Annotated in this window: 24 protein-coding genes; 13 read left to right on the forward strand and 11 right to left on the reverse strand. The window is 34.3% G+C overall.

Annotation, left to right across the window (positions count from 1 at the left end; genetic code table 11):
- The first annotated feature begins 472 nt into the window (after positions 1-472).
- From H602_RS0111150 to H602_RS0111165, 4 genes are all read left to right on the forward strand, one after another.
- Positions 473-2,155, forward strand: coding sequence for an SBBP repeat-containing protein (locus H602_RS0111150; protein ID WP_026978069.1), 1,683 nt, complete (start codon positions 473-475; stop codon positions 2,153-2,155).
- Positions 2,156-2,377: 222 nt separating this feature from the next.
- A complete protein-coding gene (locus tag H602_RS18745; protein WP_035759512.1) occupies positions 2,378-3,100 on the forward strand; it encodes a toxin-antitoxin system YwqK family antitoxin in 723 nt (240 codons plus the stop codon).
- A gap of 90 nt (positions 3,101-3,190) precedes the next feature.
- On the forward strand, positions 3,191-4,378 hold the full coding sequence (gene mnmA, locus H602_RS0111160; RefSeq protein WP_026978070.1) for a tRNA 2-thiouridine(34) synthase MnmA: 1,188 nt from the start codon (positions 3,191-3,193) through the stop codon (positions 4,376-4,378).
- A gap of 42 nt (positions 4,379-4,420) precedes the next feature.
- Positions 4,421-4,687: a hypothetical protein gene (locus H602_RS0111165; RefSeq protein WP_026978071.1), complete on the forward strand. Its 267-nt coding sequence runs from the start codon at positions 4,421-4,423 to the stop codon at positions 4,685-4,687.
- A gap of 149 nt (positions 4,688-4,836) precedes the next feature.
- On the opposite strand, the gene H602_RS0111170 is transcribed toward H602_RS0111165, so the two are convergent.
- The 3 genes from H602_RS0111170 to H602_RS0111180 all read right to left on the reverse strand — a co-directional run bounded on the left by H602_RS0111170 (position 4,837) and on the right by H602_RS0111180 (position 7,283).
- On the reverse strand, positions 4,837-5,502 hold the full coding sequence (locus tag H602_RS0111170; protein WP_026978072.1) for a spermidine synthase: 666 nt from the start codon (positions 5,500-5,502) through the stop codon (positions 4,837-4,839).
- 95 nt (positions 5,503-5,597) lie between these two features.
- Positions 5,598-6,332 (reverse strand): SH3 domain-containing protein, encoded by a 735-nt coding sequence (locus H602_RS19390; RefSeq protein ID WP_051224412.1) that lies wholly within the window; start codon positions 6,330-6,332, stop codon positions 5,598-5,600.
- Between the two features lie 483 nt (positions 6,333-6,815).
- Positions 6,816-7,283: a helix-turn-helix domain-containing protein gene (locus H602_RS0111180; protein ID WP_026978073.1), complete on the reverse strand. Its 468-nt coding sequence runs from the start codon at positions 7,281-7,283 to the stop codon at positions 6,816-6,818.
- Between the two features lie 313 nt (positions 7,284-7,596).
- Here H602_RS0111180 and H602_RS0111185 point away from each other — a divergent pair, with 313 nt between their 5' ends.
- The 4 genes from H602_RS0111185 (at position 7,597) to H602_RS0111200 (ending at position 12,507) form a co-directional block, all read left to right on the forward strand.
- The gene (locus H602_RS0111185) at positions 7,597-8,751 is read left to right on the forward strand and encodes a M14 family metallopeptidase (protein WP_026978074.1); all 1,155 of its coding nucleotides are present in this window, start codon (positions 7,597-7,599) and stop codon (positions 8,749-8,751) included.
- An 81-nt stretch (positions 8,752-8,832) separates the two neighbouring features.
- Positions 8,833-9,312: an Lrp/AsnC family transcriptional regulator gene (locus H602_RS0111190; protein ID WP_022828573.1), complete on the forward strand. Its 480-nt coding sequence runs from the start codon at positions 8,833-8,835 to the stop codon at positions 9,310-9,312.
- Positions 9,313-9,395: 83 nt separating this feature from the next.
- Complete coding sequence (locus H602_RS0111195) at positions 9,396-11,978, forward strand: phosphoenolpyruvate carboxylase (protein WP_026978075.1); 2,583 nt, start codon at positions 9,396-9,398, stop codon at positions 11,976-11,978.
- Between the two features lie 10 nt (positions 11,979-11,988).
- Positions 11,989-12,507 (forward strand): DinB family protein, encoded by a 519-nt coding sequence (locus tag H602_RS0111200; protein WP_026978076.1) that lies wholly within the window; start codon positions 11,989-11,991, stop codon positions 12,505-12,507.
- On the opposite strand, the gene H602_RS0111205 is transcribed toward H602_RS0111200, so the two are convergent.
- The 8 genes from H602_RS0111205 to H602_RS0111240 form a co-directional block, all read right to left on the reverse strand.
- On the reverse strand, positions 12,502-12,993 hold the full coding sequence (locus H602_RS0111205) for a DNA-deoxyinosine glycosylase (protein ID WP_245574943.1): 492 nt from the start codon (positions 12,991-12,993) through the stop codon (positions 12,502-12,504). The two genes, H602_RS0111200 and H602_RS0111205, sit on opposite strands and share 6 nt — an antisense overlap.
- A 35-nt stretch (positions 12,994-13,028) precedes the next feature.
- Positions 13,029-13,430 (reverse strand): hypothetical protein, encoded by a 402-nt coding sequence (locus H602_RS0111210; RefSeq protein WP_026978078.1) that lies wholly within the window; start codon positions 13,428-13,430, stop codon positions 13,029-13,031.
- 9 nt (positions 13,431-13,439) lie between these two features.
- Positions 13,440-14,411 (reverse strand): deoxyhypusine synthase family protein, encoded by a 972-nt coding sequence (locus H602_RS0111215; protein ID WP_026978079.1) that lies wholly within the window; start codon positions 14,409-14,411, stop codon positions 13,440-13,442.
- Positions 14,412-14,492: 81 nt separating this feature from the next.
- A complete protein-coding gene (locus H602_RS0111220; RefSeq protein WP_026978080.1) occupies positions 14,493-15,896 on the reverse strand; it encodes a type III PLP-dependent enzyme domain-containing protein in 1,404 nt (467 codons plus the stop codon).
- Between the two features lie 293 nt (positions 15,897-16,189).
- Complete coding sequence (gene aroB, locus H602_RS0111225; RefSeq protein WP_026978081.1) at positions 16,190-17,257, reverse strand: 3-dehydroquinate synthase; 1,068 nt, start codon at positions 17,255-17,257, stop codon at positions 16,190-16,192.
- 146 nt (positions 17,258-17,403) lie between these two features.
- Positions 17,404-18,240, reverse strand: a complete 837-nt coding sequence (locus H602_RS0111230; RefSeq protein ID WP_026978082.1) for an OmpA/MotB family protein — start codon at positions 18,238-18,240, stop codon at positions 17,404-17,406.
- Between the two features lie 78 nt (positions 18,241-18,318).
- Entirely contained in the window at positions 18,319-19,311 is a 993-nt protein-coding gene (locus H602_RS0111235) for a glycosyltransferase family 2 protein (RefSeq protein WP_026978083.1), read from the reverse strand.
- A gap of 18 nt (positions 19,312-19,329) precedes the next feature.
- Positions 19,330-19,779: a type I restriction enzyme HsdR N-terminal domain-containing protein gene (locus H602_RS0111240; RefSeq protein WP_026978084.1), complete on the reverse strand. Its 450-nt coding sequence runs from the start codon at positions 19,777-19,779 to the stop codon at positions 19,330-19,332.
- An 87-nt stretch (positions 19,780-19,866) separates the two neighbouring features.
- On the opposite strand from H602_RS0111240, the gene holA reads away from it, so the two are divergent.
- From holA to H602_RS0111265, 5 genes are all read left to right on the forward strand, one after another.
- Positions 19,867-20,868, forward strand: coding sequence for a DNA polymerase III subunit delta (gene holA / locus H602_RS0111245; RefSeq protein ID WP_026978085.1), 1,002 nt, complete (start codon positions 19,867-19,869; stop codon positions 20,866-20,868).
- A gap of 216 nt (positions 20,869-21,084) precedes the next feature.
- Positions 21,085-21,267, forward strand: coding sequence for a CAL67264 family membrane protein (locus H602_RS18755; protein WP_035759464.1), 183 nt, complete (start codon positions 21,085-21,087; stop codon positions 21,265-21,267).
- 104 nt (positions 21,268-21,371) lie between these two features.
- The gene (gene ettA / locus H602_RS0111255) at positions 21,372-23,066 is read left to right on the forward strand and encodes an energy-dependent translational throttle protein EttA (RefSeq protein ID WP_026978086.1); all 1,695 of its coding nucleotides are present in this window, start codon (positions 21,372-21,374) and stop codon (positions 23,064-23,066) included.
- 67 nt (positions 23,067-23,133) lie between these two features.
- Entirely contained in the window at positions 23,134-25,308 is a 2,175-nt protein-coding gene (locus H602_RS0111260) for a tetratricopeptide repeat-containing hybrid sensor histidine kinase/response regulator (protein ID WP_157505039.1), read from the forward strand.
- Positions 25,309-25,407: 99 nt separating this feature from the next.
- Entirely contained in the window at positions 25,408-26,325 is a 918-nt protein-coding gene (locus H602_RS0111265) for a YihY/virulence factor BrkB family protein (RefSeq protein WP_026978088.1), read from the forward strand.
- The last annotated feature ends 80 nt before the right edge of the window (positions 26,326-26,405 follow it).

The following is a 26,405-nucleotide window of genomic DNA, read 5'->3' on the forward strand; positions in this document are numbered from 1 at the left end:
AAACATATTCTCATTAATTTGTCATTCCGTAGGAATCTATTACCACGAGCAACATTGCTTTAGAATCCTACGGAGTGACAAAGTATGCGTTACAAGACGTTTAAATAATTCTTAACCACACACACACACTCTTTCTTAAAAGTGTCATCGCAAAGAATAACGCAACCGTATTTCCTTCCCACGGCTCGTGGCAAAGAATAACACAGTAGGTAGTAATATTGATTGCAGTGATTTAACTTCTGGCGTATATTTATCGAACTTGACGGATTCCTTTGGTGTAAGTAAAACGGTGAAGTTTGTCAAACAATAAATCAATTTTCTCGACCAACACAGTCCTTTACTCGATCAAATCCATCGTTTGCTCAATAGGTACAGAATTAATAGGAACTAATCTCATAAAAAAATACCTTTATAACAACTTATTCTCTATTAAAAGCATTTTAATAAAATATAACCTACTAAATTTTAAGTGATGAAGAAAATTTTACTTTTATTAGCTCTTATAGTTTTCAGCATTTCAAATGCTCAAACACCGAGTTGGACTTGGGCAAAGAACATAGATACCTACACAAGTGGCAAACAAAATATTTCAGCTGTGGATAATGATGGAAATGTCTATATGGTTGGTGATTTTAATGGCGCCAATGTTACAATGGGGGATTTAACATTGAACAACGGTAGCGAAGATGGTTTTAGTGACGCTTATATATTTAAGTTTACAAACCAAGGAATTTTACTTTGGCATAAACAAATAAGTACCAACAAAACAGATACTATGGTAGGTATTACCACAGATAGTTTGGGAAATGTATACATCATTGGTACTATAGGAAACAACATCACTTTAGGAACTACAGCACTTACATTAGGTTATAATCCGTATTATATTGCAAAATTAAACAGCAGTGGCGATTTCATTTGGGCAAAGAAAGATACTGGAACTTACGATAATTATTATCTTAATAACATTGCAGTCGATAACTCTGGAAATGTATTTGTTTCCGGTGTTTCTAGAAGTGCTACCGTAACATTTGAATCGGTGCTTGTATCTATTGATCCGCAACACGTAACAGTTAATAATACAAGGGCTTTTATATTAAAATTCAATGCAGATGGCATTCCTCAATGGGGAAGAATGGGTACAAGTGATGAAGCCAATATTTTTGGTACCGTACCTAATTCAATGACTGTGGATAACAGTGGAGGCGTAATAATGTGTGGCACATTCGCTCACAATACATTGCATTTTGGAACTATAACATTGACAAAGGGACTTACAGATAATTCTTCTGACATGTTTATAGTTAAATATGATGCTACTGGAACTGAACTTTGGGCACACAGCGCGGGTTCTACATTGTATCCAATAAATACGCATGGGAAGGCGGTAACAACGGATCTGAACAACAATGTATATTTAGGCGGAACATTTGGAAATGTACTACAGTTTGGAACTACAACTTTAACAGCGATATTTGGAGCACAGTTTTTTTTAATAAAATACAATGCAGCAGGAGTACTTCAATGGGCGACAACTCCTCAAGCAGCTGATAATTCTACGCTAATGGGTTCATTGACAACTGATGAATTGGGAAATGTATATGCAGCGGGTTTAACGTTTGCGACCTATATTCACTTTTCAAATACTGTTAAGCTGTTAAATTTAGGAAATGTGGGTTCGTTTTTTGTAACTAAATACACAGATTTAGGTACGCCAGTTTGGACAAAAGGGGTTACCAATTTAGATGCAAACAATGACATTTCAATTCACTGTAGAACAGAAAATGATTTGATTGTTAGTGGTACTTTTGAGAGTACCACATTACAAATAGGTACTACGATTTTAACCAAAACAGGACCTGGTCGTGATGTGTATCTTGCACGATTATATGCCCAACCATTAAGTAATGAAGAATTTGATACTACTGCGGTTTTTGTACATCCAAATCCAGCTCGCGATGTATTGCATATTTCAAATTTGAATGCCAACGCCAGTTATGAACTTTATAATACGCTGGGAAGCAGGATTCAAAAAGGCATTGTTTCTATAGAAAATGCTTCGATAAATACGGCGGCATTGCAGTCGGGATTTTATATTATGAAACTCATCGATACTAATGGGAAGCGTATGGAGAAGAAATTCCTGGTGGAATAAGTTATTTTCATTGCGTTTTAGAAAAGCATTCTGTAATAGAATGCTTTTTTGTTTGGTAAAAAGCTAAAGTTTGACGCTATACTATTTTGATCCGCATAATGGAAAGTATTTCAATTGAAAATGTGTCGTTTGCCACAACTTATACAACAACAAATTGCCTTTTCTGACGTTTTACAACAAATAAATCCTAATTTTGTGCTCTCAATAAAGGAATCAATGCTTATGAAAACAAATAAAATAGTCTTTGCAGTTATCATGCTGTTTGTTGGGTTATTCAGTGGATTTGCACAAGAAAAAATCAATCAATTGGATGCCAAGGGAAAAAAAGACGGCTTGTGGAAAGGTGTTTTTGAAGATTCGAAACGGCCGCGGTACGAAGGTAGTTTTAAAAATGGAGTGGAAGTGGGGACCTTTAATTATTTTGATGATACAAAGGCCAAGTCGTTAATTGCTACACGTGTTTTTTCTGAAAAAGGAGCCGTCGCCTTCACAACCTTCTTTGATCAAAAAGGAAATAAGGTAAGCGAAGGGAAAACCGTAAATAGAAAAAACGAAGGTGGCTGGAAGTTCTACCATAAAGCATCAACCCAATTAATGAAAGAAGAGTTTTACAAGAACGGTACGTTAGAAGGTATTCAAAAAACATACTTTTCTAATGGAAGCATTGCTGAAGAAACCACTTATAAAAATGGACAAAAAGAAGGCTTGTACAAAGTGTATTTAGAAAATGGAACCGTAGTAGAAGAAGCAACTTTTAAAAACAACGAGTACGACGGACCTGCAATTTACAGAAATGCTGGCGGTCAAATAGTGAGCAAGGGTACTTTTGTAAAGAACGAGAGGAAAGGCATTTGGGAATTTTATGAAGATGGTAAACTAGTCAAAAAAGAAAAATATCCACTACGAGTAAAGTTTGAAAAAAGAAGTGACATCCCGAAACCATAGTTTCGGGATTTTTTTTGCAGAAAAATTAAAGTGACCTTAACTTTTATAACTGATTTTAAGTCGTATTTTTGCACACTAAATTAATTCAAGGTGAAAAGAGTAGTAGTAGGTCTTTCAGGAGGTGTAGATTCAAGTGTAGCCGCTTATCTTTTGCAACAGCAGGGATATGAGGTCATTGGTTTGTTCATGAAAAATTGGCACGATGATTCGGTAACAATTTCCAATGAATGTCCTTGGTTGGAAGACAGTAATGACGCATTATTAGTAGCCGAAAAACTAGGAATTCCTTTTCAAACCGTTGATTTAAGCGAACAATACAAAGAAAAAATCGTGGACTACATGTTCAACGAATACGAGAAAGGTCGAACACCTAATCCAGATGTACTTTGCAATCGAGAGATCAAGTTTGACGTTTTTATGAAAATTGCGTTGAGTTTAGGTGCTGATTTTGTTGCTACAGGACACTATTGCCGCAAAGGCGAAATGGAAGTAGGTGGAGAGAAAGTGTTTCAATTGCTTTCCGGAAAAGACGATAATAAAGACCAATCGTATTTTCTATGCCAACTTTCGCAAGATCAACTTTCCAAAGCCTTGTTTCCAATAGGTGAATTAACCAAACCGGAAGTACGTAAAATTGCTGCAGAAATGGAATTGATTACCGCCGAAAAACGCGATTCGCAAGGATTGTGTTTTATCGGAAAAGTACGTTTACCTGAATTTTTACAGCAGAAATTGCAGCCTAAAGAAGGTTTAATTGTACAAATTGATAAAAACGATCCAATTTATCAAGAAAAATATCCAGAAAACGCAAGTCTAGAAGCGCAATTTGCCTTTGAGGCAAAGAGCCGATCCTATTTACCAACAATGGGAAAAGTGATGGGTAAACATCAAGGTGCTCATTATTTTACAAACGGTCAACGGAAAGGGTTGAATGTAGGTGGAACTACTGAACCATTATTTGTAATTGCCACCAATGTGGATACTAACACAATATATGTAGGTTTAGGAAATGAACATCCAGGACTTTTCAAAAATGCATTATTTATTAAAAATGATGAAACCCATTGGATCCGTGAAGATTTGGCTTTAGCCGAAAATCAAACACGCGAAACTATGGCACGAATTAGATACCGTCAGCCGTTGCAAAAATGTACGTTACATCAAGTTACGGAAGGCATGTACATTGTGTTTGAAGAACCGCAATCTGCCATAACGGAAGGGCAATTTGCCGCTTGGTATGAAGGCGATGAGTTGTTGGGTAGTGGCGTGATCTCTTAATACGCTTCGATGTAGTTTGAGAACATGGAACTATAGAATCAGATGAAAAAATTACATTTTGACGATTTAGGCAAACAGAGATTTTGGAAGGTGCTTTTGGTCTTATCTTTAGTACTTATTCTGTTGGGTTTGTTTAAACCTTTAGAACTTGAAAACGCTACCATCTACAAGTATTGCAATAGGGTTGGTTTTCTAATTCAGGCGATTTTTTACAGCAGATTATTTTGGTATAAAAATAATGTACAATGGAATAAAAAAGGATTTGTAATTCGAATAAAACCCTATTACGGAAAATCAGTTGCTTTTTAAGAAATTAAGACACTTGCAATGCATGAGAATACTCTAACAATTGGGAGGTCGGCTGGTTCTGATGTAAGTATTAATTTATCAGAAATTATTGAATCGGACCGGCAGAAGCTTTTTCAATTACTTAAGAAACACGTTGGATAAAAGAATATTTAAGATTTTTTTTCGACGATGATCAATTCATTGTGAGCTTCAATCCTTGGAATGGTTTGAACAGAAACCCGATTTTTATCAAAGAGCTCCAGGTAGGCACTATTTCTCAAATTATCAGCGTCGGTCAGGCACATGGTATTGAACAATACTACACCATTTCTATTTAGCACATCCAAAATTCGATCGACAAAAAAAGATTCGAATAAGAAGTTCGGCATTTTAGTATCTTGAAAAATATCGATGATAATAAGGTCGTACGTTTCTTTCGTCTTTAAAATAAATTCGAAGGCATCGTCAAGGATCATAGTAAGGTTCGGTACTTTATCAAGTTCAAAATAAGTGTTGGCAATTGTGATAACATCGGCGTCAATTTCAACGCCCGTTATTTTTTTGGTAAATCGAACTTCATTTACTAATGTCTTGACAACACTTCCACCGGCTACACCAAGCACTAAAATATGATCCATTTTTTTAATACGAGCAAAGCCAATCTTAAGCAAACCAATTCTTAAAATCCGTTGCAGACTTCCGTAGGAATAATTGGTGTTTCGTGAATCCAAAACGAGTTGGCCATTAGCCCAAGTTACTTCAAGGGTTTTACTCCACTTCGATTTTACGCTTTCTACATTAATTGGAATGAAATAGCTTAGCCATTTTTTGAGCATAGAGATAATAAAATATTGTTTAAAAATTCCTTAACGAGTCTATGCAATACTACGTTTTATTGCTTAGATTTTTTCAGTGGATCGTAATAAAATTCTTATTTATTGAATTCGACTTCTGAAATTTGATTGCTGTTAAAAGTAGCTTCAATTCCTTCTCTTGCTTTCATGCCAAGTGAAAGCGAGTAGGATGGAATGTCCACTTTAGTACTAAACTGAACAATTTTATAATTTAGCCGCTCTTCGCCAATTTCGTATCGGGCATTTTCTGTAAACCTGCCTTGGCATTTTCCATTGATATTTTTCTGCCTCCAGTCGGTTCCGTAGGCTAATTTTAAATAATATTTTCCTTCTGGAATATTTTTAATCAAGAGAAAATCATTGCTTTCAATGTAAACGGTGCGGATGCAAACGTCACCGGCTTTTTCACTTCTCATTAATTTAAGTACAACGTCCGTTTTAGAATTGACAGTTACTTTCAAGTGATTGTCCAATTTTAAATCGTACTCGGGTTTTACGTTATCACATTGTGGTGTGTCGCCACTTTCGTATTGAGTTGGAATCCATCCTTCATTGCTTCTCTTCTTTAAAAATTGAGAAACAATAAATCCGTCTTTACCATTGTAATCCACATGCCACCATCCATTGTCATTGACTTTTAAAACTCGAACAATTTCATTTTTAGAAAGTGTAGCTACAATATCAAATTCTTTTCCCTGTCCACTTCTCAAAGTTGCTGTAGTTGAGGCTACGGTATATTGTTCAGCAGGTTGTGCAGATGCGGTAAGAAAAATGGAAAGTAAGAATAACAGTAGGGTAAAATATTTTTTCATAGTAGGTTTATTAAACCAGAAAGAGGGGGCTTTCCGATAAGATTTCGATTTAAAGTAAGAATTTTAACTTCTTTGTTCTATAATTTTTTACAAAGTTACGAAGAACTTAAGAATTATACTTTATATTTTAAAATTGGATTTATATCCTACGTTACAACTATAATACCAAACTGCCTGTAAATCATTGTTTTAATAAGGAAGTTGCGGAAATATAACAGCATTTATTTTCTGATCCTAAACTTTTATTTAGATTTAAATTAATGATTATTAAGAAGTGCGTCAAATCATGTTCGGTCCTAGAGTACATATAAAAGATTATTCTTAGCAATTTGTCAAAAAAATAGGTGATTTTATAAAACCAAAGTAAAAAGGACAACGTACATAGAGGTATAAGGTTGGTTTAATTACTCTAATTTTTAAGTTGATTTTGTGTTTGTTTTATTGGTTTTGGAAGTCCCGATCTTTTATAAGGTTGGGACTTTCTTATTTAGAAGAAGATGGATTGTAACTTTGAAATGTACCATCAGAGTAAAAAACTACGATTCGTTCAATTTGCTTTTCATTGAAATTATTGTCCGTTGCAATAGGTGGGGAAGCTAATTTTTCATCCTTTACATTGGCAAATTTTTCATCTGAGAACAATGTATTTAAATTTTGAGGGACAGAAACTTCTTTTTTTTTAGGAGCGATTTCAGCATCTACGTCTTTATGATCTGCGTTTTCTTTTTGTAGAAAAGTGCCTGATCCATTCAAAATCCAGTATAAATTTAACTCTGGAAAGACCTCCAAAATCTTCATAACAAAGTCCAAACTTGGCTTATTTCGTCCCGATAAAAGATGAGAAATACTAGAGCGTTGGACGCTTACTTTGTCTGCAAAGGACGAAGCGCTCAAGCTATAATGGTCCATAATAAATTCCAATCTCTTAATAAATTCCTCTGGGTTCAACATAATTATTGATATAAATAAAAGGTGGTTACAAATGTAAATAATTTAAATCACAATATCATAGTTACAATAGTAAAATGTAATCACAACACGTAAAATCATTAAATTTTTACTTCATGTAAATTAATTTAAAAGAATGATAATTAATAATATAGAATTAAAAATTAAAATACTTTAACAGAGTATCAATCTTTGTTACATAAGTGAAAAATATTTCATTTTCATATGTTTACAAAAGTAAACAATTCGCTGAATTTCAACGTTTACAATTGTAAATAGAAAGATGTTTACTTTTGTAATCTATATAAAACACACTATGAACTACGAAGCAATACATATTGAATGTAAAGAAAATACAATTAGTGGCAGGTACGTTAATCTTTCGAAGGTAGAACCATTATTGCAAGGTTGGTCAGACAAATTTAAAATTGAAATTGAAGGTTACTCTGTACAAAGTCGGCCCATTTATAAATGTCTACTAGGTCAAGGTAAAACTAAAATATTGATGTGGTCTCAGATGCATGGTAATGAATCCACAACGACGAAAGGCTTAATCGATTTTTTGAATTTCCTTTATCAGGATTCTGCGGTTGCTTCCTCCATTCTCGAAATGTACTCATTTGCAATTATCCCAATACTTAATCCAGATGGAGCAGAAGTCTATACGAGAGTAAATGCGAATGAAGTTGATTTAAATCGTGATTTTCAAAATCTATCACAGCCGGAAAGTCGTCTTTTGATGGATGTCTTTCTGTCTTTTAAGCCTGAATATTGTTATAATTTACATGATCAGAGAACCATTTTTGGAGTGGGGACTACAGGAAAACCAGCAACTATTTCATTTTTAGCACCTTCATTTAATGATGAGAAACAATATGATGTTTCTCGCATGAAATCTGTTGCTGCAATCATGCAAATGGCAAAGACATTAAGCGAATTAATTCCTGGTCAAATAGGCCGCTTTGATGACGGTTTTAATATAAATTGCGTGGGAGATACGTTTCAGGTGTTGAAAACGCCAACAATTTTAATTGAAGCAGGACATTATCCTGATGATTATAATCGGGAGGAAACGCGAAAATACGTTTTCATTGCATTATTATCAGCATTTAAGAAATTGAACGAAAACGTTATAGTTGATTCAGTTTTGACTGATTACCTGCGAATTCCGCAAAATATGCAAAACTTTTTCGATTTTCTTTTTAAAAACGTAGATGTTTATTATGAAGATTCAAATTTTATAACGAATTTTGCAGTTCAATTGCAAGAGGAGTTAATAGAAGATAAAATATTTTTTAACGGTTTTATTGCTAAAGTTGGAAATTGTGACGGTATATTTGGTCACCATGAATTTCACTTTGAAAAAGCCATTTACACAGATAATAACGATAATATTCCGAAATTAGGTGAAAAAGCCGATTTTTCACTTGATAAAAGCGTTTACTTTGTTAATGGTTTGGTAAAAAAATAGCAAAAATTCATTTTTATGAAAATTAATTGATTTTTTTGTACTCAAATTGTTTTGAAGAAAAAATTATAATAAATCACTGCTATGAGTAAGTTTCGATTAGATGAGGTAGATCATCAAATTTTAGATATGTTAATTGATAATACACGTGTACCTTTTACAGATATTGCAAAAAAATTGCTTATTTCTGCTGGAACAGTTCATGTTCGTGTTAAGAAAATGGAAGATGCTGGTATCATTATGGGCTCCTCTTTAACGCTTGATTATGAGAAGTTAGGGTATTCATTTATAGCTTATGTTGGGGTATTTTTGAACAATACGTCTCAAACTAAATTTGTTTTGGAGCGTATCAATGATATTCCTTTTGTAACAGTAGCTCATGTAACTACTGGAAAGTTTAATATCTTTTGTAAAATTAGAGCAAAAGATACGAAGCATGCTAAGGATGTAATCTTTATGATCGATGATATTGAAGGTGTTTACCGTACGGAAACCATGATTTCATTGGAAGAGAGTATCAACGATAAAAAACGTTTGATGCATACTATTTTTCAAAATATGTAATACATTTTTAAATGTAATAACTGAACCTCAAGTGTAAACTTGAGGTTTTTTTTTGTTAATTTAGTAAAATAAAATAGGCTAAAATGTATACTCCTCCCAGAATTGAACGTTTCAATCAGAATGTGCTCTCTAAATACTACATCTACAATAGTGTTTTTTTAACGCTGCCCTTTGACGCAATAGACAATACAGGTTCGCTCTTGCCTCTTTTTTCCGACGCATGCGAAAGCGGATTTAAGAAGGAATGGAATCCAGTTCAAATTTTTGACGGTTTTTCGGATAAATATTTGGAAGTTCAATCCGAACAACATAAAATTGACCTCATGTTTCGATTCATACAGTATGTTGAGCGGCAGGTCGTATTGTTTGACGCTATAGAAGACGCTGCTTTTGCCGTTGTAAATAATTTGGAAGGAAAAGGGTCGCTTCGTAATATTAAAGAGCGTGCTGATGCGGAAAACGTTTTTAAAAAATTGAAGCAATTTCTTCAAGTGTTTAGTGTCAGAACCGTTTTGACTGCGCATCCAACGCAGTTTTACCCTGGAGCCGTGCTTGGAATTATTACCGATTTAACGGAAGCTGTTCGTAAAAATGACTTATTGCAAATCAAGCAACTGCTTTCACAATTGGGGAAAACTCCATTTATCAAAAAGGAGAAGACAACGCCTTTTGACGAAGCGGTCAGTTTGATTTGGTATTTGGAAAATGTGTTTTATCATACCGCCGGCGATATGCTACATTATTTGCAAAATCATATTTTTAAAGGAGAGCAAATTGGCAATACAATCCTTGCGTTCGGTTTCTGGCCGGGTGGTGATCGGGATGGGAATCCATTTGTGACTAATGAAATTACACTGCAAGTAGCAAGCCGATTAAGAACCTCTATTCTTAAATGTTATTATACTGATATTCGTGCTTTAAAAAGAAAGTTAACGTTCTCAAAAATAGACGTTATTGTACAGGGAATTGAATCAAAGCTTTACCGTTCTGTCTTCTATTCTACGGGAGAAATTTGGATTACATTAGAAGAATTGCAATCAAATTTAGGTGAAATAAAAAGAATATTAATTGAACAACATCAATCTCTTTATTTAGAGGATCTGGAAATTTTGATTAACAAAGTACAATTGTTTGGCTTCTATTTTGCAACCATGGATATTCGTCAAAATAGTAAAATTCATGGTAATGTGTACGATGTAATTATCGCGAGTGATGCTGTGAACGGGACATTGATTTTTCCTGAAAATTACAGAAAACAACCTGATAGTGAAAAAATAAAAATTTTGGGAACGCTATCTGCAGATTTAAATCCAGCAGATTTTTCAGAGGAGACAAAAGCAACGTTAGATTCGATTAGGGCAATGAGAGCGATACAAGAACGCAATGGTGAATTTGGTTGTAATCGTTATATCATAAGTAATAACGAAAATGCATTGCATGTGATGCAAGCACTCGGATTATTTGCGTTATCCGGATGGAAAAAGCCAACAGTTGATATTGTGCCTCTTTTTGAAGTGATAGACGATTTAAAGACCGCGCATGCTGTAATGGAGCAATTATATACAGATGAGAACTATGCTGAACATTTAAGAAGAAGAGGGAATAAGCAAACCATTATGCTTGGTTTTTCTGATGGAACCAAAGATGGTGGTTATTTAATGGCAAATTGGAGTATTTACAAAGCAAAACAATCCATAAGTGAGGTGTCAAGAAAACATGGCATTAAAGTAGTTTTCTTTGACGGTAGAGGTGGACCACCAGCTCGTGGAGGAGGGAAAACACATAAATATTACGCTTCTCAAGGTCCTGACATTGAAAACAATGAAATTCAAGTTACCATTCAAGGACAAACGATCAGTTCTAATTTTGGAACAGTCGATTCGTGCAGGTTTAATCTTGAGAATTTGTTGACCGCTGGAGTGTCTAGTGAATTATTTGATACCAATAAAAATAAGCTTTCTCCTGAGCAAATTGAAATTATAGATGATCTGGCAGAAATTGGTTTTCAAAAGTATGTGGCTTTCAAGAATCACGAAAAATTTGTACCGTATTTGGAACAAGTAAGTACTTTGAAATATTATGCGAAGGCAAATATTGGAAGTCGGCCTTCTAAAAGGAATAAGTCAGCTCAATTGAACTTTGCTGATCTGAGAGCAATTCCATTTGTGGGTTCATGGAGTCAGTTGAAGCAAAATGTTCCTGGATTTTACGGCGTGGGTGCTGCGTTAAAACAATATGAGGAAAAAGGTCAATGGCAAAAACTTGTTGACCTGTATGCAGATTCATTATTTTTTAGAACCTTGTTAGAAAACAGCATGATGTCTTTGGCAAAATCTTTTTTACCTTTGACAGCATACATGAAAAATGATCCCGAATTCGGTTCGTTTTGGACGCTAATTTCAGATGAGTTTTATGAAACAAAGCGACTTTTGTTAAAGCTAGCGGGTCATTCTGCATTGATGGAAAACTATCCTGATGGTAAAGCTTCTGTTGAATCAAGAGAACGTATTGTCTTGCCATTGTTGGTAATACAGCAGTATGCTTTAATCAAAATAAAAGAACTAAATGCATTTTCACATCCTGACCAAGCGTTAATTGCGGTTTATGAGAAGATTGTAACGCGCTCCCTTTTTGGAAATACAAACGCCAGTCGAAATTCGGCTTAAAAAATGATTTATGAAAGTATCACAAGTACAAGAAAACGAATACGCTTCTTTTTACAATACCTATATTTTGCAAGTTTCAGATGAGTATTCATTACTGGAGGAACTCGAAATAGCAGTGCATCGCTTCAGAAATTTTGTACAAAACATTCCTTTGGATAAATACGATTATCAGTATGCAGAAGGAAAGTGGACGATTAAAGATATTATGCAACATTTGATTGATTGCGAGCGCATATTTGCATACCGTGCTTTACGCTTTGCAAGAAAAGATGCAACATCCTTGCCTGGTTTTGATGAAGACGAATTTGCGGCTAATGCGGGAGGATCTAAACGTAATGTAAGAGATTTATTAACGGAACTTGCGGTTCTCAGAGAGTCGAACTTGTGTCTTTTTAGAACCTTTTCTGAAAGCGATTTATTACAAAAAGGAGTGGCTTCAGGAGCTGAAATGTCGGTTCGTGCTTTGGGTTTTGTTATTATTGGTCATCAAAACCACCACCAGCGTATTTTTGAAGAACGTTATTTATAGTATCGCTTGACGCCACAATTCTAATTTTTGTTCAAATTTCATGGTGTTGGCTGGACTTGTCGATGGTACGATGTGATAGCTTACATTTTCTAAAATTCCGAAATACTTTAAAAAGAACTTGTGACTTTCCTTCCCGTTAAAAATGATTTTAGTAATAGTTTCATTTTGAGCGAGTACTTTAGTAATAGAATTTGGAATAGGATTTTTTATGGCAGTATCAAGACTTCCTTCTCTATCGCAGTATTGTAGCACGTCCCAAAGTGCAATATGGTTTGACAATAAAAGTGCTTTTCGATCCTCATATTTTTCAGGAATCACATCCGAATTAAATAAATATGCAATTATTTTCCAAAAATGATTTCTTGGGTGGCCATAATAGTGTTGTTTTTGCAAAGATGCGATTCCAGGCATGGTTCCCAGAATTAAAACGGTTGGTTGTTTTGGAAGTACGGGCAGAAAAGATGCAATCATAAAATAAAGGTACAAAAAAAAGGAACTTTTTACAGTTCCTTTCGTTTTATTTAGTCTTCGTCCTCGTCGTCTTCATCATCAGTTGAAGGTTCGTCGCGGTCTTCGTCATCGTCGTCAAATTCAGGTTTATCAACAACTTCATCTTCATCGTCGTCATCAATTCCCATATCTTCATCACCCATATCGATACCTTTAATTGGTTCCAATGGTGCAACTACATCGTCCATTTCATCGTCTTCGTCAAAATTCTCCAAACGAGTGGCCAATTTGGTGCTGACTTTTACCAAGTAAATGGTGTCTTCAGTTCGCACTTCCACTGCTTCAATCAATTCGTTTTTTGCGTTTCTAAAACGGATGATATGAGAATCATCATATCCATCAGGAAATCGGTCCACCAAAAGGTTTAGAATTTCATTCGTTAATTTTGCATAATCAACAATAACTCTCTTCATACAATTCTATTATAGGTCTAATAAATAAGCAAAAATTAATGGTGCAACAATTGTTGCGTCCGACTCAATGATAAATTTTGGAGTTTTGATATCCAATTTTCCCCACGTGATTTTCTCATTCGGAACAGCTCCAGAATATGAACCGTAACTTGTAGTAGAATCAGAAATCTGGCAGAAATAACTCCAAAAAGGTGTTTCTGGCATTTCCATATCTTGGTATAACATCGGTACAACACAAATTGGAAAATCTCCTGCAATTCCACCACCAATTTGGAAAAATCCAATTCCGTTAGCTGAATTTTTTGGGTACCAATCTGCTAAGAACGTCATGTATTCAATTCCAGATTTCATCGTAGAAGCTTTCAAGTCTCCTTTAATCACGTAAGATGCAAAAATATTCCCCATCGTACTGTCTTCCCAACCTGGGCAGATTATAGGAAGGTTTTTTTCTGCTGCAGCATACATCCAACTGTCTTTTAAATCAATTTCATAGTACTCTTCTAAAACGCCTGATAAAAGCATTTTGTACATGAATTCATGTGGTAAAAAACGTTCTCCTTTGTCGTCTGCATCTTTCCAGATTTTGTAAATGTGTTTTTGCAAACGTCTAAATGCTTCGTGCTCTGGAATACAAGTATCCGTTACACGGTTAAGACCTCTTTCAAGTAAATCCCACTCTTGTTCTGGAGTCAAATCACGATAGTTTGGAACTCTTTCATAATGAGAATGAGCTACTAAATTCATGATGTCTTCTTCAAGGTTTGCACCTGTAGTAGAAATAATATGCACTTTGTCTTGACGAATCATTTCGGCAAAAATTTTACCGATTTCGGCAGTACTCATTGCTCCTGCAAGTGTCACCATCATTTTGGCGCCATTTGCTAGTTGTTCTTCGTATCCTTTCGCAGCATCTACTAAAGCAGCTGAGTTGAAATGCAAATAATGCTTCTCAATAAACTGACTTATGGGTCCTTTACTCATATCTATTTTTTTACTATTCTATTATTAAAGTACGGTTCAAAGAAAAAGTTTTTTTTTGAAAATTCAAACTTAATTTATAAACTATTTTCTGTTGTATCCCAAAATATCCAAAACTTGTTCAGACGTTTGTTGTTCTGAAAATACTTCAGTTGCCAAGATGCCATTTTCATCGCGGTCAATTAAAATATGTTTGGGTTGTGGAATTAAGCAGTGGTGTAATCCACCGTATCCACCAATTGTTTCTTGATACGCACCTGTATTGAAAAAACCAATATATAACGGCTTGTCTTTATTGTATTTAGGCAAATAAATGGCGTTCATATTTTGCTCTGAATTGTAATAATCATCGCTATCACACGTCATTCCACCCAGAAGAACTCGCTCATACGTATCGTTCCATCGGTTTACGGCCAACATAATAAAACGTTTATTAATTGCCCAAGTATCAGGAAGCGTAGTGATGAAAGAGGAATCAATCATGTTCCACTTTTCACGGTCATTTTGCTGCTTTTGGTACAAAACTTGGTAAATTGCTCCACCACTTTCTCCAACGGTAAAAGAGCCAAATTCGGTAAAAATGTGAGGAACATCCACTTCTGCTTCGTCACATGCAATTTTGATTTGATTGATAATTTCGTCAATCATGTATTGATAATCGTATTCAAATGCTAGTGAGTTTTTAATAGGAAATCCACCACCAATATTTAAACTGTCCAATGTGGGACATTCTTTTTTTAATGCAACAAATACTTTGATACATTTTACCAATTCGTTCCAGTAATAGGATGTATCCGCAATTCCAGTATTGATAAAAAAGTGAAGCATTTTCAGCTCTAACTTATCATTTTCTTGAATTTGCTTTTTGTAAAACGCTACTATATTTTTATATCCAATACCTAAACGGGAAGTATAAAACTCGAATTTAGGTTCTTCTTCGGCTGCAATACGGATTCCAATTTTGAATTTTCCCTTAATCTGACCTTGCAATAAATCAAGTTCTTCATAATTGTCAATGATCGGAATGGTGTTTTTATGTCCGTTGTTAATCAATCGCGCAATGTTGTCAATATATTGGTCGCGTTTAAAACCGTTACAAAGTACGTGCGTATTTTTGTTGATCTTTCCGGTTGCTAGTAAATTTTCAACAATATTTACATCAAATGCAGAGGAAGTCTCAATATGAATGTTGTTTTTAAATGCTTCATTCATCACATACTCAAAGTGCGAACTCTTAGTGCAATAGCAGTAATAGTATTTTGCATCGTACTTGTTTTTTTCCATCGATTTCCTGAACCAAGCTTTTGCACGGTTGATGTTGTTGGAAATCTGCGGTAAGTACGTAAATTTTAAAGGCGTTCCATACTGTTCAACCAATTTCATCAAGTCAATATTGTGAAATTGCAAGTGGTTGTCCTTGTTTAAATTAAATTCGGTTTGCGGAAAATAGTAAGTCTGATTTATTAAGTCGAAGTATCTAGTGTTCATTTTTTAAAATAAGGATTTTGATTAAAGATAAAATAAAATTGATATTCTACCTCAATTCAAACCCGAAAGTTTGCATAAACGATGGGTAATTTCTCATTAAAAATCAATTCGTATCGACCTATAGAAATACTCCAGAAATTTTCCAATACCGTCACACGATGCCAAATTTGATGCATAGCCTTATTTAATCTCTTTCTGTAAAAGGGATTGGACGATCTGGTTTTTGATTTCTTCATTGGCACAAATGTAAAAAAAATATTAATTTCTATTGCAACGCTTTTACGCAAAAAATATTAAGATTTATATTCTTGAAACGCACTCATAATTAATTCAATAGCTACTTCTTGATTGTATTTTATCGAGCCAATGCCGTCTAGAAGCACAAATTGTACTTTTCCGTACTCATTTTTCTTATCATGAATCAGCAAATCACAAATAGGAGTGAGGTCATTTTCTAGAATTTCAACGGTACCAAAGATGGATTTAATGGTGCTTTTTATGTGGTAATAATTGTCCTCGGAAATTAACTTTTTTTGAAGTGAAAGGTAACTTTCCAAGATCATTCCCACTGCAATTGCTTCGCCATGGAGTAAGGTAACTTTTGATTCATTTTCTAAAAAATAACTTTCTATGGCGTGACCTAATGTGTGCCCGAAATTTAATGCTTTGCGAATTCCCAATTCTGTAGGATCTTGCTGTACAATCTCATTTTTTATGACAATGGCATGATGAATGAGTTGGTCAAGTTGTGTGCTGTCTTTTTGAGCCAAATCTGAAAACTCGTTCCAATAATTTGCATCTGCAATAAGTCCGTGCTTCAACATTTCTGCAAGTCCTGAACGCATTTGATTTTGCGGCAGCGTATTTAAAAAGCGTGTATCTACTACTACTAGTTGTGGATTGGTAATGGTTCCAACTTGATTTTTTAAAGCACCTAAATCCACGCCATTTTTTCCACCAACAGAAGCGTCTACCATTCCTAGTAAAGTTGTTGGAATGTTTATGAAGTCAATTCCGCGCTTAAAAGTGGAGGCTACAAATCCACCTAAGTCAGTAATTACACCACCACCAAGATTGATCAGTACACTTTTTCTATCAGCGCCAAGATCTGTTAAAATGCTCCAAACTTCAGTACATGTCTGGATGTTTTTATGTTCCTCTCCTGATTCAATTTCAATAATTTCTATTGCTGTTTCAGTTGCTAAAAAAGGTAGAAATTCAGGTAAGCAATATTCGTTTGTATTTTCATCTACAAGAATAAACAGTTTAGAATATTTATTTTTTTGAAGTACTTCATTCAATGCTGAATACGCATTTTCATTAAAAACAATAGTATAATCTGCCGCAGTGATGGTGTTCATAAAATTCATTTTTGAAGGTGTAAAAGTAAATCTTTTTAATAGAAGTTGAAAATTGATTGATGCTGAATTTGTACCACAATTTCGCATAAAAAAAAAGGTTTGAAGCAATGCTTCAAACCTTTTGGGTATAATCAACTAAAATTTAATTATTTAGTTGGTTTTTTCATTTCTTTTTCAATCATTTCGTAGAATTGATCAATCTTAGGAAGTACAACAATTCTTGTTCTTCTGTTTGTCATTCTATTATCTGCTGAAGTATTTTCAACTAAAGGTACATATTCACCTCTTCCAGCTGCGATCAAACGTTTTGGATTAACACCGTAATCTTTAGCTAAAACTCTAACAATAGATGTTGCTCTTTTTACACTTAAATCCCAGTTGTCAAGTAAAGTACCGTTGCTTGTAAAAGGAACGTTATCTGTGTGTCCTTCAACCATACATTCAAATTCTGGTTTATCGTTTACTACTTTAGCAACTTTTCCTAAAATTTCTTTAGCACGGTCGCTTACTACGTAACTTCCACTTTTAAATAATAATTTATCAGCGATAGAAATAAAGACAACTCCTTTTTCTACGTTGATTTCGATATCTGGATCAGATATTCCAACAGTACGTTTTAAACTGCTAACCAAAGCAAGTGTTACACTGTCTTTTTTAGTTAATGCATCTTGCATACGAGTAATTTTCAAATCTTTCTCTTTGATGCTTTCTAATGCTTTTTCTACATTTTCAGCTCCTTTAGTAGTAAGAGTTGTCATATTACCCATGTTGTTAATCAAGTCAGAATTGTTCTTTTTCAAGAAATCCAATTGACCTAACATACCTTCTTTTTCAGACAAACAAGTATTTAGCTTTACAGTAGCTGTATTTAAAAGGTCTTGAATCTCTTTATTCTTACTTTCTAATTCGGCAATCTTCTTCTTCGTACCGCATGAAGTAGCAACCATTGCTACAAGCGATAAGGCTAAAAATACTTTTTTCATAATTTTCTTTTTTTTTAATTTAAATACAAATTTAAGGTTAATAAGATATAGTTTTGGGTCTAATTACCTAAACTATTGTTAATTTATATCTCCAAAAACGGTGCCATTCTTAATGAAATGTGAATAGACAATAGATTTTGTTCTAAAGTACTTATCGCGCTGAAATTTTTCCCTTTTATGATAAGCACTGCTAAAATTTTTGTAAAAATGATAATGGGCTTTTAATACCGCTATAAAGTGCTTGGGTTTTCCTTGAAATAGGAACTGAAACGCAGCAATTCCATCAAGAAGCATGCGTTTAAATAAAATTTTAAATAACGAACTTTTCGGAAGATTTTTAGTCAGCATCAATAGCGAATTTCTAAAATTTAAAAATGTTTTCTGCGGATTTCCTTTCTGCAAAGTGGCGCCTCCTACATGATACACTACGGAACTTGGAACATATTTAGTAATGTATCTCTTGTTATACGCACGCCAACACAAATCAATTTCTTCCTGGTGTGCAAAAAAGCTTTCATCAAATCCATTGAGGTCGTCAAAAACATCCTTTCTAATAAACAAACAAGCGCCCGAAGCCCAAAACAGTTCAATTGAATCATCGTATTGGCCTAAATCATGCTCTATAGATTCAAAAATTCTACCACGACAAAAAGGATAACCGTAGGAATCTATAAAACCTCCTGCAGCTCCTGCGTATTCAAATTTACTTTTGTCCTTGAAATCAAGGATTTTTGGCTGAATGATAGCAGTTTGTTTTTGGCTTGCAAATGTTTCCATGATTGGATCCAGCCAATTGGGTGTGACTTCAATATCCGAATTGACAAGCGCTAAGATTTCGGCGTCAACGTGTTTCAGTGCTTCATTATAACCTTTGGCAAAGCCGTAATTAGCAGCATTTTGAATTATTTTAACTTCGGGAAAATGGGTTTTTAAAACAGTGAGCGATTCATCTGTTGAAGCATTGTCGGCAACATAAATAGTGGCTCCAACAGAATGTGTAATAATAGTAGGTAGAAATTGCTCCAGTAAAGAAGCGCCATTCCAGTTTAAAATAACAACGGCTATTTTCATTTATACGTTAATTTCTTTTTAGGGTTGAGTAGGTTGAGGCAATTCTTGCAAGAAATGATAACTTTCATTTTCATAATCCATTTGGCAAAAGTAGTGTTCCAATCCATTGGTTACCATTAAATAGTCGGCTTTTAACGCCAAATTATAACGGGCAATTTGATCAAAGGTGTGTTGACTGATTTTTATTTCAGGCGCTTTACATTCTACTAATAAAAAGATGGAGCCGTCCTGATTGTAAACCACAACATCGTAACGCTTTGTTAAACCATTCATTTTGATTTGTTTCTCGACGTTCAGCCACGACTTTGGATAGTTTTTATCAACAAGTAAATAATGAACTACATGCTGCCGAACCCATTCTTCTGGTGTAAGGATGATAAATTTTTTCCTGATTTCATCAAAGATGGCGACTTTATTTTCGCTATTTTTGAAACGAAATTTATAAGGAGGAAACTGAAGTGGTTGCATGGTGCAAAAGTAGTTAATTTAGTTCCAAATTTCAAGTTTCAGTTAACGCAACTTGAGACATGAAGCCTACAACTTGAAACGCAAAGAATGGACGAAATTATAAAAATTGTTAAAGACATAGACGAGAAGAGGATCAAGCCGGTCTACTTTTTAATGGGTGACGAACCGTATTACATCGATAAATTGTCGGATTATATTGAGAAAAATATACTTTCAGAAGAAGAGAAAGGATTCAATCAAACGGTTTTGTACGGTCGTGATATTGAAGTGGAAGACATTATTTCTACTTGCAAGCGCTACCCAATGATGGCAGATTATCAAGTGGTTATTGTAAAAGAAGCGCAAGATTTAGCCAGATCAATTGCTAAGTTGGAATCGTATGTTTTAAATCCAACTCCAAGTACTGTTTTAGTGGTGTGTTACAAGTATAAAACCTTGGATAAACGAACTACATTTTCTAAGTCAATTCCAAAAACGGGTTTGCTATTTGAAAGTAAAAAACTGTACGATACCGCATTGCCACAATGGTTAAAACGCGTGTTATCAGGAAAAAAATTAGACATTGAGCCTAAAGCTTCGGCTATGCTGATTGAGTTTCTGGGTAACGATTTGAGTAAAATTTCCAACGAAATAGACAAGCTAGCTATTATTTTGCCCAAAGGCACCACTGTAACACCTGAAATTATTGAGAAAAATATTGGCTTTAGCAAAGACTTCAATGTATTTGAATTTCAGAAAGCAATTGGAAGTAGAAATGTTCCTAAATCCTACGCAATTGCCTATTATTTTCATGAAAACCCAAAAGATCATAACTTTATAATGGTAACGAGTTTGCTGTTTAGTTTCTTTTCGAAATTGTTGCAATACCATGGTTTAAAAGATAAATCTCCTAAAAATGTGGCAACTGCATTAAAGGTAAATCCCTATCATCTTACCGATTATGACGTGGCATTAAAAAATTATCCAATGCGAAAAGTGAGTCAGATTGTTGCCACTTTGCGTGATGTTGATGTAAAAAGTAAAGGGGTTGGCGCCAGTTTTAACGATCGGGAATTATATAAAACGTTACTTACTTCTATCTTCAGCTAGAATTACCTATTTATAGGGATTTATTTGATTAAAATAAATCGTAAATTTGAAGCATAATTTAGTTGGTTAGTTACCTCAAAATGAAGAGCATGCTGAAAATTTCAGTATGCTTTTTTTGTTTTCACATATTTACTTCTAGAAGCGCAATGTTGTGAGCGCACTTACTGCCGTTTAATTCCTATATTTTTTACGATATTTGCTTAAAAAGAACGTGAAATGGGAATGAATAAAAATACCATTCTTGGATGGGCCACTTTTATAATGACGTTGATGGGTTTTCTGCTCATCGGTTTGGGAATCTTTAAATACAGTGAAGTTTCAGGTTGGGGCTTCGCAGCCGTTGGCATTGGATTTTTTGCAATTGCTTGGGTTTTTAACGCTTTGAAAGGTCGCGTATGATTTTGGCGAAAGCCTAAAAATTAAGCATACATCTCAAATTTTCAAACGTATCGCTCACTTATTTTAACTATATTTGTAGTCATTTAAAAATAAAATTTACAACTATGTCAGACGATAAAAAAGTCATTTTTTCGATGCAAAAGTTGAGTAAAACCTACTCAAGCAGCGACAAGCAAGTACTTAAGAATATTTATTTGAGTTTCTTTTACGGCGCTAAAATTGGTATTTTAGGTCTTAACGGTTCAGGAAAATCTTCTTTATTGAAAATCATTGCTGGATTAGATAAAAATTATCAAGGAGATATTACGTTTGCTCCAGGTTATACAGTTGGTTATTTAGAACAAGAACCGCAATTGGACGAAACCAAAACGGTAATTGAAATTGTGCGCGAAGGCGTTGCAGAAACAATGGCAGTTTTAGAGGAGTACAATCAAATCAATGATTTATTTGGTCTTGAAGAAAATTATTCTGATGCTGACAAAATGGAAAAATTGATGGACCGTCAAGCAGCATTGCAAGATAAAATTGACGCTCTTGGCGCTTGGGAAATTGATACCAAACTTGAAATTGCTATGGATGCATTGCGTACGCCAGATCCAGATACACCAATTAGTGTGCTTTCAGGTGGAGAAAAACGACGTGTAGCTTTATGCAGATTACTCTTGCAACAACCTGACGTTTTATTACTAGATGAGCCTACGAATCACTTGGATGCGGAAAGCGTTCTGTGGTTAGAGCAGCATTTAGCACAATATTCAGGAACTGTAATTGCTGTAACGCACGATAGGTATTTCTTAGATAATGTAGCCGGTTGGATTTTAGAATTGGACAGAGGAGAAGGTATTCCATGGAAAGGAAATTATTCTTCTTGGTTGGACCAAAAATCTACAAGAATGGCTTCTGAAGAAAAAGTAGCGTCGAAACGTAGAAAAACGTTGGAACGAGAACTAGATTGGGTTCGTCAAGGTGCAAAAGGACGTCAGACAAAGCAAAAAGCACGTTTACAGAACTACGATAAATTATTGAACGAAGACCAAAAACAACTGGACGAGAAATTAGAGATTTACATCCCTAATGGACCACGTTTAGGAAGTAATGTTATAGAAGCATCCAATGTAGCCAAAGCTTTTGGTGAAAAGTTACTTTATGACGACTTGAATTTCACTTTGCCACAAGCAGGAATTGTTGGAATTATTGGACCCAATGGTGCTGGTAAATCCACTATTTTCAAGATGATTATGGGCGAACAAGAAACAGATTCTGGTTCATTTAATGTCGGAGAGACGGTTAAAATTGCCTACGTAGATCAGTCGCATACCAATATTGATCCTAATAAATCCATTTGGGAAAATTTCTCTGAAGGTCAGGAACTAATTATGATGGGTGGCAGACAAGTTAATTCTCGTGCGTATTTGAGTCGTTTTAACTTTGGCGGAAGCGATCAAAATAAAAAAGTTTCAATGCTTTCTGGAGGTGAACGTAACCGTTTACACTTAGCAATGACGTTGAAAGAGGAAGGTAATGTATTGTTACTGGATGAGCCAACAAATGATTTGGACATCAATACGCTGCGAGCTTTGGAAGAAGGTTTGGAGAATTTTGCCGGTTGTGCCGTTGTAATTTCCCACGACAGATGGTTCTTGGATCGTATTTGTACACATATCTTGGCTTTTGAAGGAAATTCGGAAGTGTATTTCTTTGAAGGCAGTTTTAGTGATTATGAAGAAAATAAAAAGAAAAGATTGGGTGGCGACTTAACACCGAAACGAATTAAGTATAGAAAATTAATTCGTAACTAATATTAGCTTTAAAAATCCCAATTCATTTTGGGATTTTTTATATATTGTATTTTTTTAAATTCTGCTTGTGAGAATCCTATTTTTATTACTTTTTATTACTTTTTCTTTTTTGACCTATTCGCAAAGTGATGCAGATTTTAAAAAAACTGATGCACTCTTGAATGAAGGAGCTGCCTATTATTATGAGCAGCATTATATCAAAGCACTCAATAATTCTAGAGATGCATTGTCACTTTCTTTAACGAACAATGATGAATACCATCTCGCACTTTCATATAATTTTATCGGAACCATTTATAATGAATTTTCGCAAACAAAACGAGCGTTAGATTTTTATACAAAAGGATTGGTCTACGCCAATAAATTAGAAAATGATACGATCAAAATGTGGATCAATTCTAATATTGGAAATGTCTACTATTATAATGATATAGATGCTAAAGAAGGAATTCAGTATTACGAAAAGTCGCTAGCAATTGCAGAAAAGCTGAAAGATAGTTTACAAATTACTTTCATCCGATTCAATATGGCCAATATTTATTTTGAAATGGATCGTAGGGAAGAAGGTATGGCTTACATTACACCATTAAAAAAATATATTGATAGAGCGGGAAATATTGAATCAAAAATTAGACTTTACGATTTAATCGGGAGATACAACAGTTTCCATGGCAATGAAAAAGAGGCTGAAACGTATTTTTTTAAAGGACTACAGTTGGCTGAAAAATACAATTTAACCGAACATAAAGCGGAGGCATGTCAAAATCTTTCGCAACATTATTTAAATTTTAAAAAGCTAAAAGATAGTGAACGATTTGGTGCACTGGCAAAGTCTTTTAAAGTTGATAGAAGTTCTGAGCATAAATTAGACGCTATTGAGCAGGTTGCGTTAGAAATTGAACTTGATGAATATAAATTTCAATTTGAGCGCATTGAATTAAAGAACGAATTACAAGTTCAAAAAATTAGAGAAGGAAGAATATTGCTCATTGGTTTTTGTGTAATTTTAATCATTTTCTTGATTTTAATTTTTAATCTTTATAGTAACAACAAAGCTAAAATAAGGCTGAACACGGTTCTATTTGAAAAAAATAAAGAATTAACAGCAGCTAAAAATCTTGCGGAACAAAATTCAGTCCTTAAATCGCAATTCATTTCTACAGTAAGTCATGAACTTCGAACACCATTGTACGGTGTAATCGGTTTGACAAATATAATTTTGGAAGAAAACAAAGGCTTGATTGCTAAGGATACTATAAACTCATTGCAGTTTTCTGCACACTATTTATTGGCTTTAGTAAATGATTTGCTGGAGATTAATAAAGCCGAGGAAAATAAAATAACGTTGACCACATTACCTTTTGATTTACGAGCACAAATAGCAATCATAAAAAATTCGCTGGCCTTTATGGCGGACGAAAATGGAAATAAGCTTTTAACACACATTGATGCTGCTATTCCTAAGACTATATTTGGAGATGAGATTCGCTTGTCGCAAATATTGATTAATTTAATTACAAATGCTTTAAAATTTACGCAAGAAGGTTCAATTGATGTTGAAATTAATTTAATTTCGAAAGACGTGGCAAATTGCGAACTTGAATTTAAAGTGCGCGACAATGGAATAGGGATTAAGAGCGAGGATTTAGAACGCATTTTTGAGAATTTTGTGCAAATTGATCGCAGGCATGGCGATTATCAAGGAACCGGTTTGGGCTTGTCAATTGTTAAAAAACTTGTGGCGCTTTTTGGTTCAACCATTGCAGTTAAAAGTGAGCAAAACATTGGGACCGAATTTACATTTAATATAGTTTTTGGATATTCCGATAAAGTTCAAGACGCAACAGATCAATGCGGAGCGGAATTGACAGGCGAAAAGGTATTACACTTTTTAGTTGTTGAAGATAACAAAATCAATCAAGTAGTGACGAGGAAGATTTTAGAGCGCAAGAACTATAAATGTACGATGATTGAAAATGGCTATAAAGCTCTTGAATTATTGCAGACAACTCACTTTGACGTTATTTTGATGGACATAAATATGCCTGGGATTGACGGATATGAAACCTCAAAACGAATTCGAGCCGAAGGAATTACCACACCCATAATTGCTGTAACTGCCTTTGAACGATCAGAGGTTGAAGCTAGAATTGAAGAAGCAGGCATATCTGAAATAATCATAAAACCTTTTAATGCCACAACTCTTTTTGAGGTAATTGAAAAGTTACGCTTAAGCAAATAAGTATTTATGGTGAATTTGTAATCATATATTGGAAACTTATAAGTTTGGAAGATGTATAAGAAGCTAACTTAGCGGGCAAAAACATTTCAAACAATACATATGAACAGGAAGAATATTTTTAAAAACTCATGGGAATTACTAAAGGCTACGTTTAACGCATTTATGGAGGACAATGCTATAAAGTTAAGTGCATCGCTCTCTTATTATACCATATTTTCATTACCTCCTTTGTCCATAATAATTTTATCAATTGCAGGATTTTTTTTTGGTAAAGATGCCGTTAGAGGGCAATTTTTTGGTCAAATAAATGGGATGGTAGGAAATGAAGCTGCCTTACAGATTCAAGACACCATAAAGAATATTGAATTAGCTGATGGTAATATTTTTGCCACTATTTTTGGAGGAATCATGTTATTAATAGGAGCCTCTGGAGTATTTGCAGAAATTCAAAGTTCCATAAATTACATTTGGTCTTTAAAGGCAAAGCCCAATAAAGGTATTATCATGTTTATCAAAAATAGGCTAATGTCATTTTCAATGATTGCAGCGGTAGGATTTTTGCTGCTGGTTAGTTTAATGGTAAATTCGGTTATGGATATTTTAAACGACCGACTGGTAATTTATTTTCCTGATACAACGATTGTTTTATTTTACATTCTAAATATTGTAATCCTTTTTGCAAGTACCACTTTATTATTTTCAATCATTTTTAAGACGCTACCGGACGGAACAATGACTTGGAAAGACACTATCATTGGAGCAGCTTTTACCTCTTTTTTCTTTATGTTGGGTAAATTTGCTATTGGTTTTTACTTAGGAAATTCTACTGTAGCAAGTATATATGGAGCGGCTGGATCTGTAGTAATTATCTTGGTTTGGGTATATTATTCTGCAATTATACTCTATTTTGGCGCTGAATTCACGAAGATTTACGCTACAAAGTACGGTCGAAAAATTATACCTAAGGATTACGCTGTAGAGATTCAAAAGGAAATTTACGAAATAGAGTCAAAATAATTTTGTAAATTTTATCTAAAATTCTGTAACACAAAAGGAGTGTAAAAAAGGCAACTTTGTACAAGTAATAACCAATAAAA

The organism is Flavobacterium tegetincola DSM 22377, from assembly GCF_000425485.1.
GTDB lineage: Bacteria > Bacteroidota > Bacteroidia > Flavobacteriales > Flavobacteriaceae > Flavobacterium > Flavobacterium tegetincola.

Coding starts and splice junctions, on each gene's coding strand:
- H602_RS0111150 (WP_026978069.1), top strand. CDS start 473: ATGAAGAAAATTTTACTTTTATTAGCTCTTATAGTTTTCAGCATTTCA.
- H602_RS18745 (WP_035759512.1), top strand. CDS start 2,378: ATGAAAACAAATAAAATAGTCTTTGCAGTTATCATGCTGTTTGTTGGG.
- H602_RS0111165 (WP_026978071.1), top strand. CDS start 4,421: ATGAAAAAATTACATTTTGACGATTTAGGCAAACAGAGATTTTGGAAG.
- H602_RS0111170 (WP_026978072.1), bottom strand. CDS start 5,502: ATGCTCAAAAAATGGCTAAGCTATTTCATTCCAATTAATGTAGAAAGC.
- H602_RS19390 (WP_051224412.1), bottom strand. CDS start 6,332: ATGAAAAAATATTTTACCCTACTGTTATTCTTACTTTCCATTTTTCTT.
- H602_RS0111180 (WP_026978073.1), bottom strand. CDS start 7,283: ATGTTGAACCCAGAGGAATTTATTAAGAGATTGGAATTTATTATGGAC.
- H602_RS0111185 (WP_026978074.1), top strand. CDS start 7,597: ATGAACTACGAAGCAATACATATTGAATGTAAAGAAAATACAATTAGT.
- H602_RS0111190 (WP_022828573.1), top strand. CDS start 8,833: ATGAGTAAGTTTCGATTAGATGAGGTAGATCATCAAATTTTAGATATG.
- H602_RS0111195 (WP_026978075.1), top strand. CDS start 9,396: ATGTATACTCCTCCCAGAATTGAACGTTTCAATCAGAATGTGCTCTCT.
- H602_RS0111200 (WP_026978076.1), top strand. CDS start 11,989: ATGAAAGTATCACAAGTACAAGAAAACGAATACGCTTCTTTTTACAAT.
- H602_RS0111210 (WP_026978078.1), bottom strand. CDS start 13,430: ATGAAGAGAGTTATTGTTGATTATGCAAAATTAACGAATGAAATTCTA.
- H602_RS0111215 (WP_026978079.1), bottom strand. CDS start 14,411: ATGAGTAAAGGACCCATAAGTCAGTTTATTGAGAAGCATTATTTGCAT.
- H602_RS0111220 (WP_026978080.1), bottom strand. CDS start 15,896: ATGAACACTAGATACTTCGACTTAATAAATCAGACTTACTATTTTCCG.
- aroB (WP_026978081.1), bottom strand. CDS start 17,257: ATGAACACCATCACTGCGGCAGATTATACTATTGTTTTTAATGAAAAT.
- H602_RS0111230 (WP_026978082.1), bottom strand. CDS start 18,240: ATGAAAAAAGTATTTTTAGCCTTATCGCTTGTAGCAATGGTTGCTACT.
- H602_RS0111235 (WP_026978083.1), bottom strand. CDS start 19,311: ATGAAAATAGCCGTTGTTATTTTAAACTGGAATGGCGCTTCTTTACTG.
- H602_RS0111240 (WP_026978084.1), bottom strand. CDS start 19,779: ATGCAACCACTTCAGTTTCCTCCTTATAAATTTCGTTTCAAAAATAGC.
- holA (WP_026978085.1), top strand. CDS start 19,867: ATGGACGAAATTATAAAAATTGTTAAAGACATAGACGAGAAGAGGATC.
- H602_RS18755 (WP_035759464.1), top strand. CDS start 21,085: ATGGGAATGAATAAAAATACCATTCTTGGATGGGCCACTTTTATAATG.
- ettA (WP_026978086.1), top strand. CDS start 21,372: ATGTCAGACGATAAAAAAGTCATTTTTTCGATGCAAAAGTTGAGTAAA.
- H602_RS0111265 (WP_026978088.1), top strand. CDS start 25,408: ATGAACAGGAAGAATATTTTTAAAAACTCATGGGAATTACTAAAGGCT.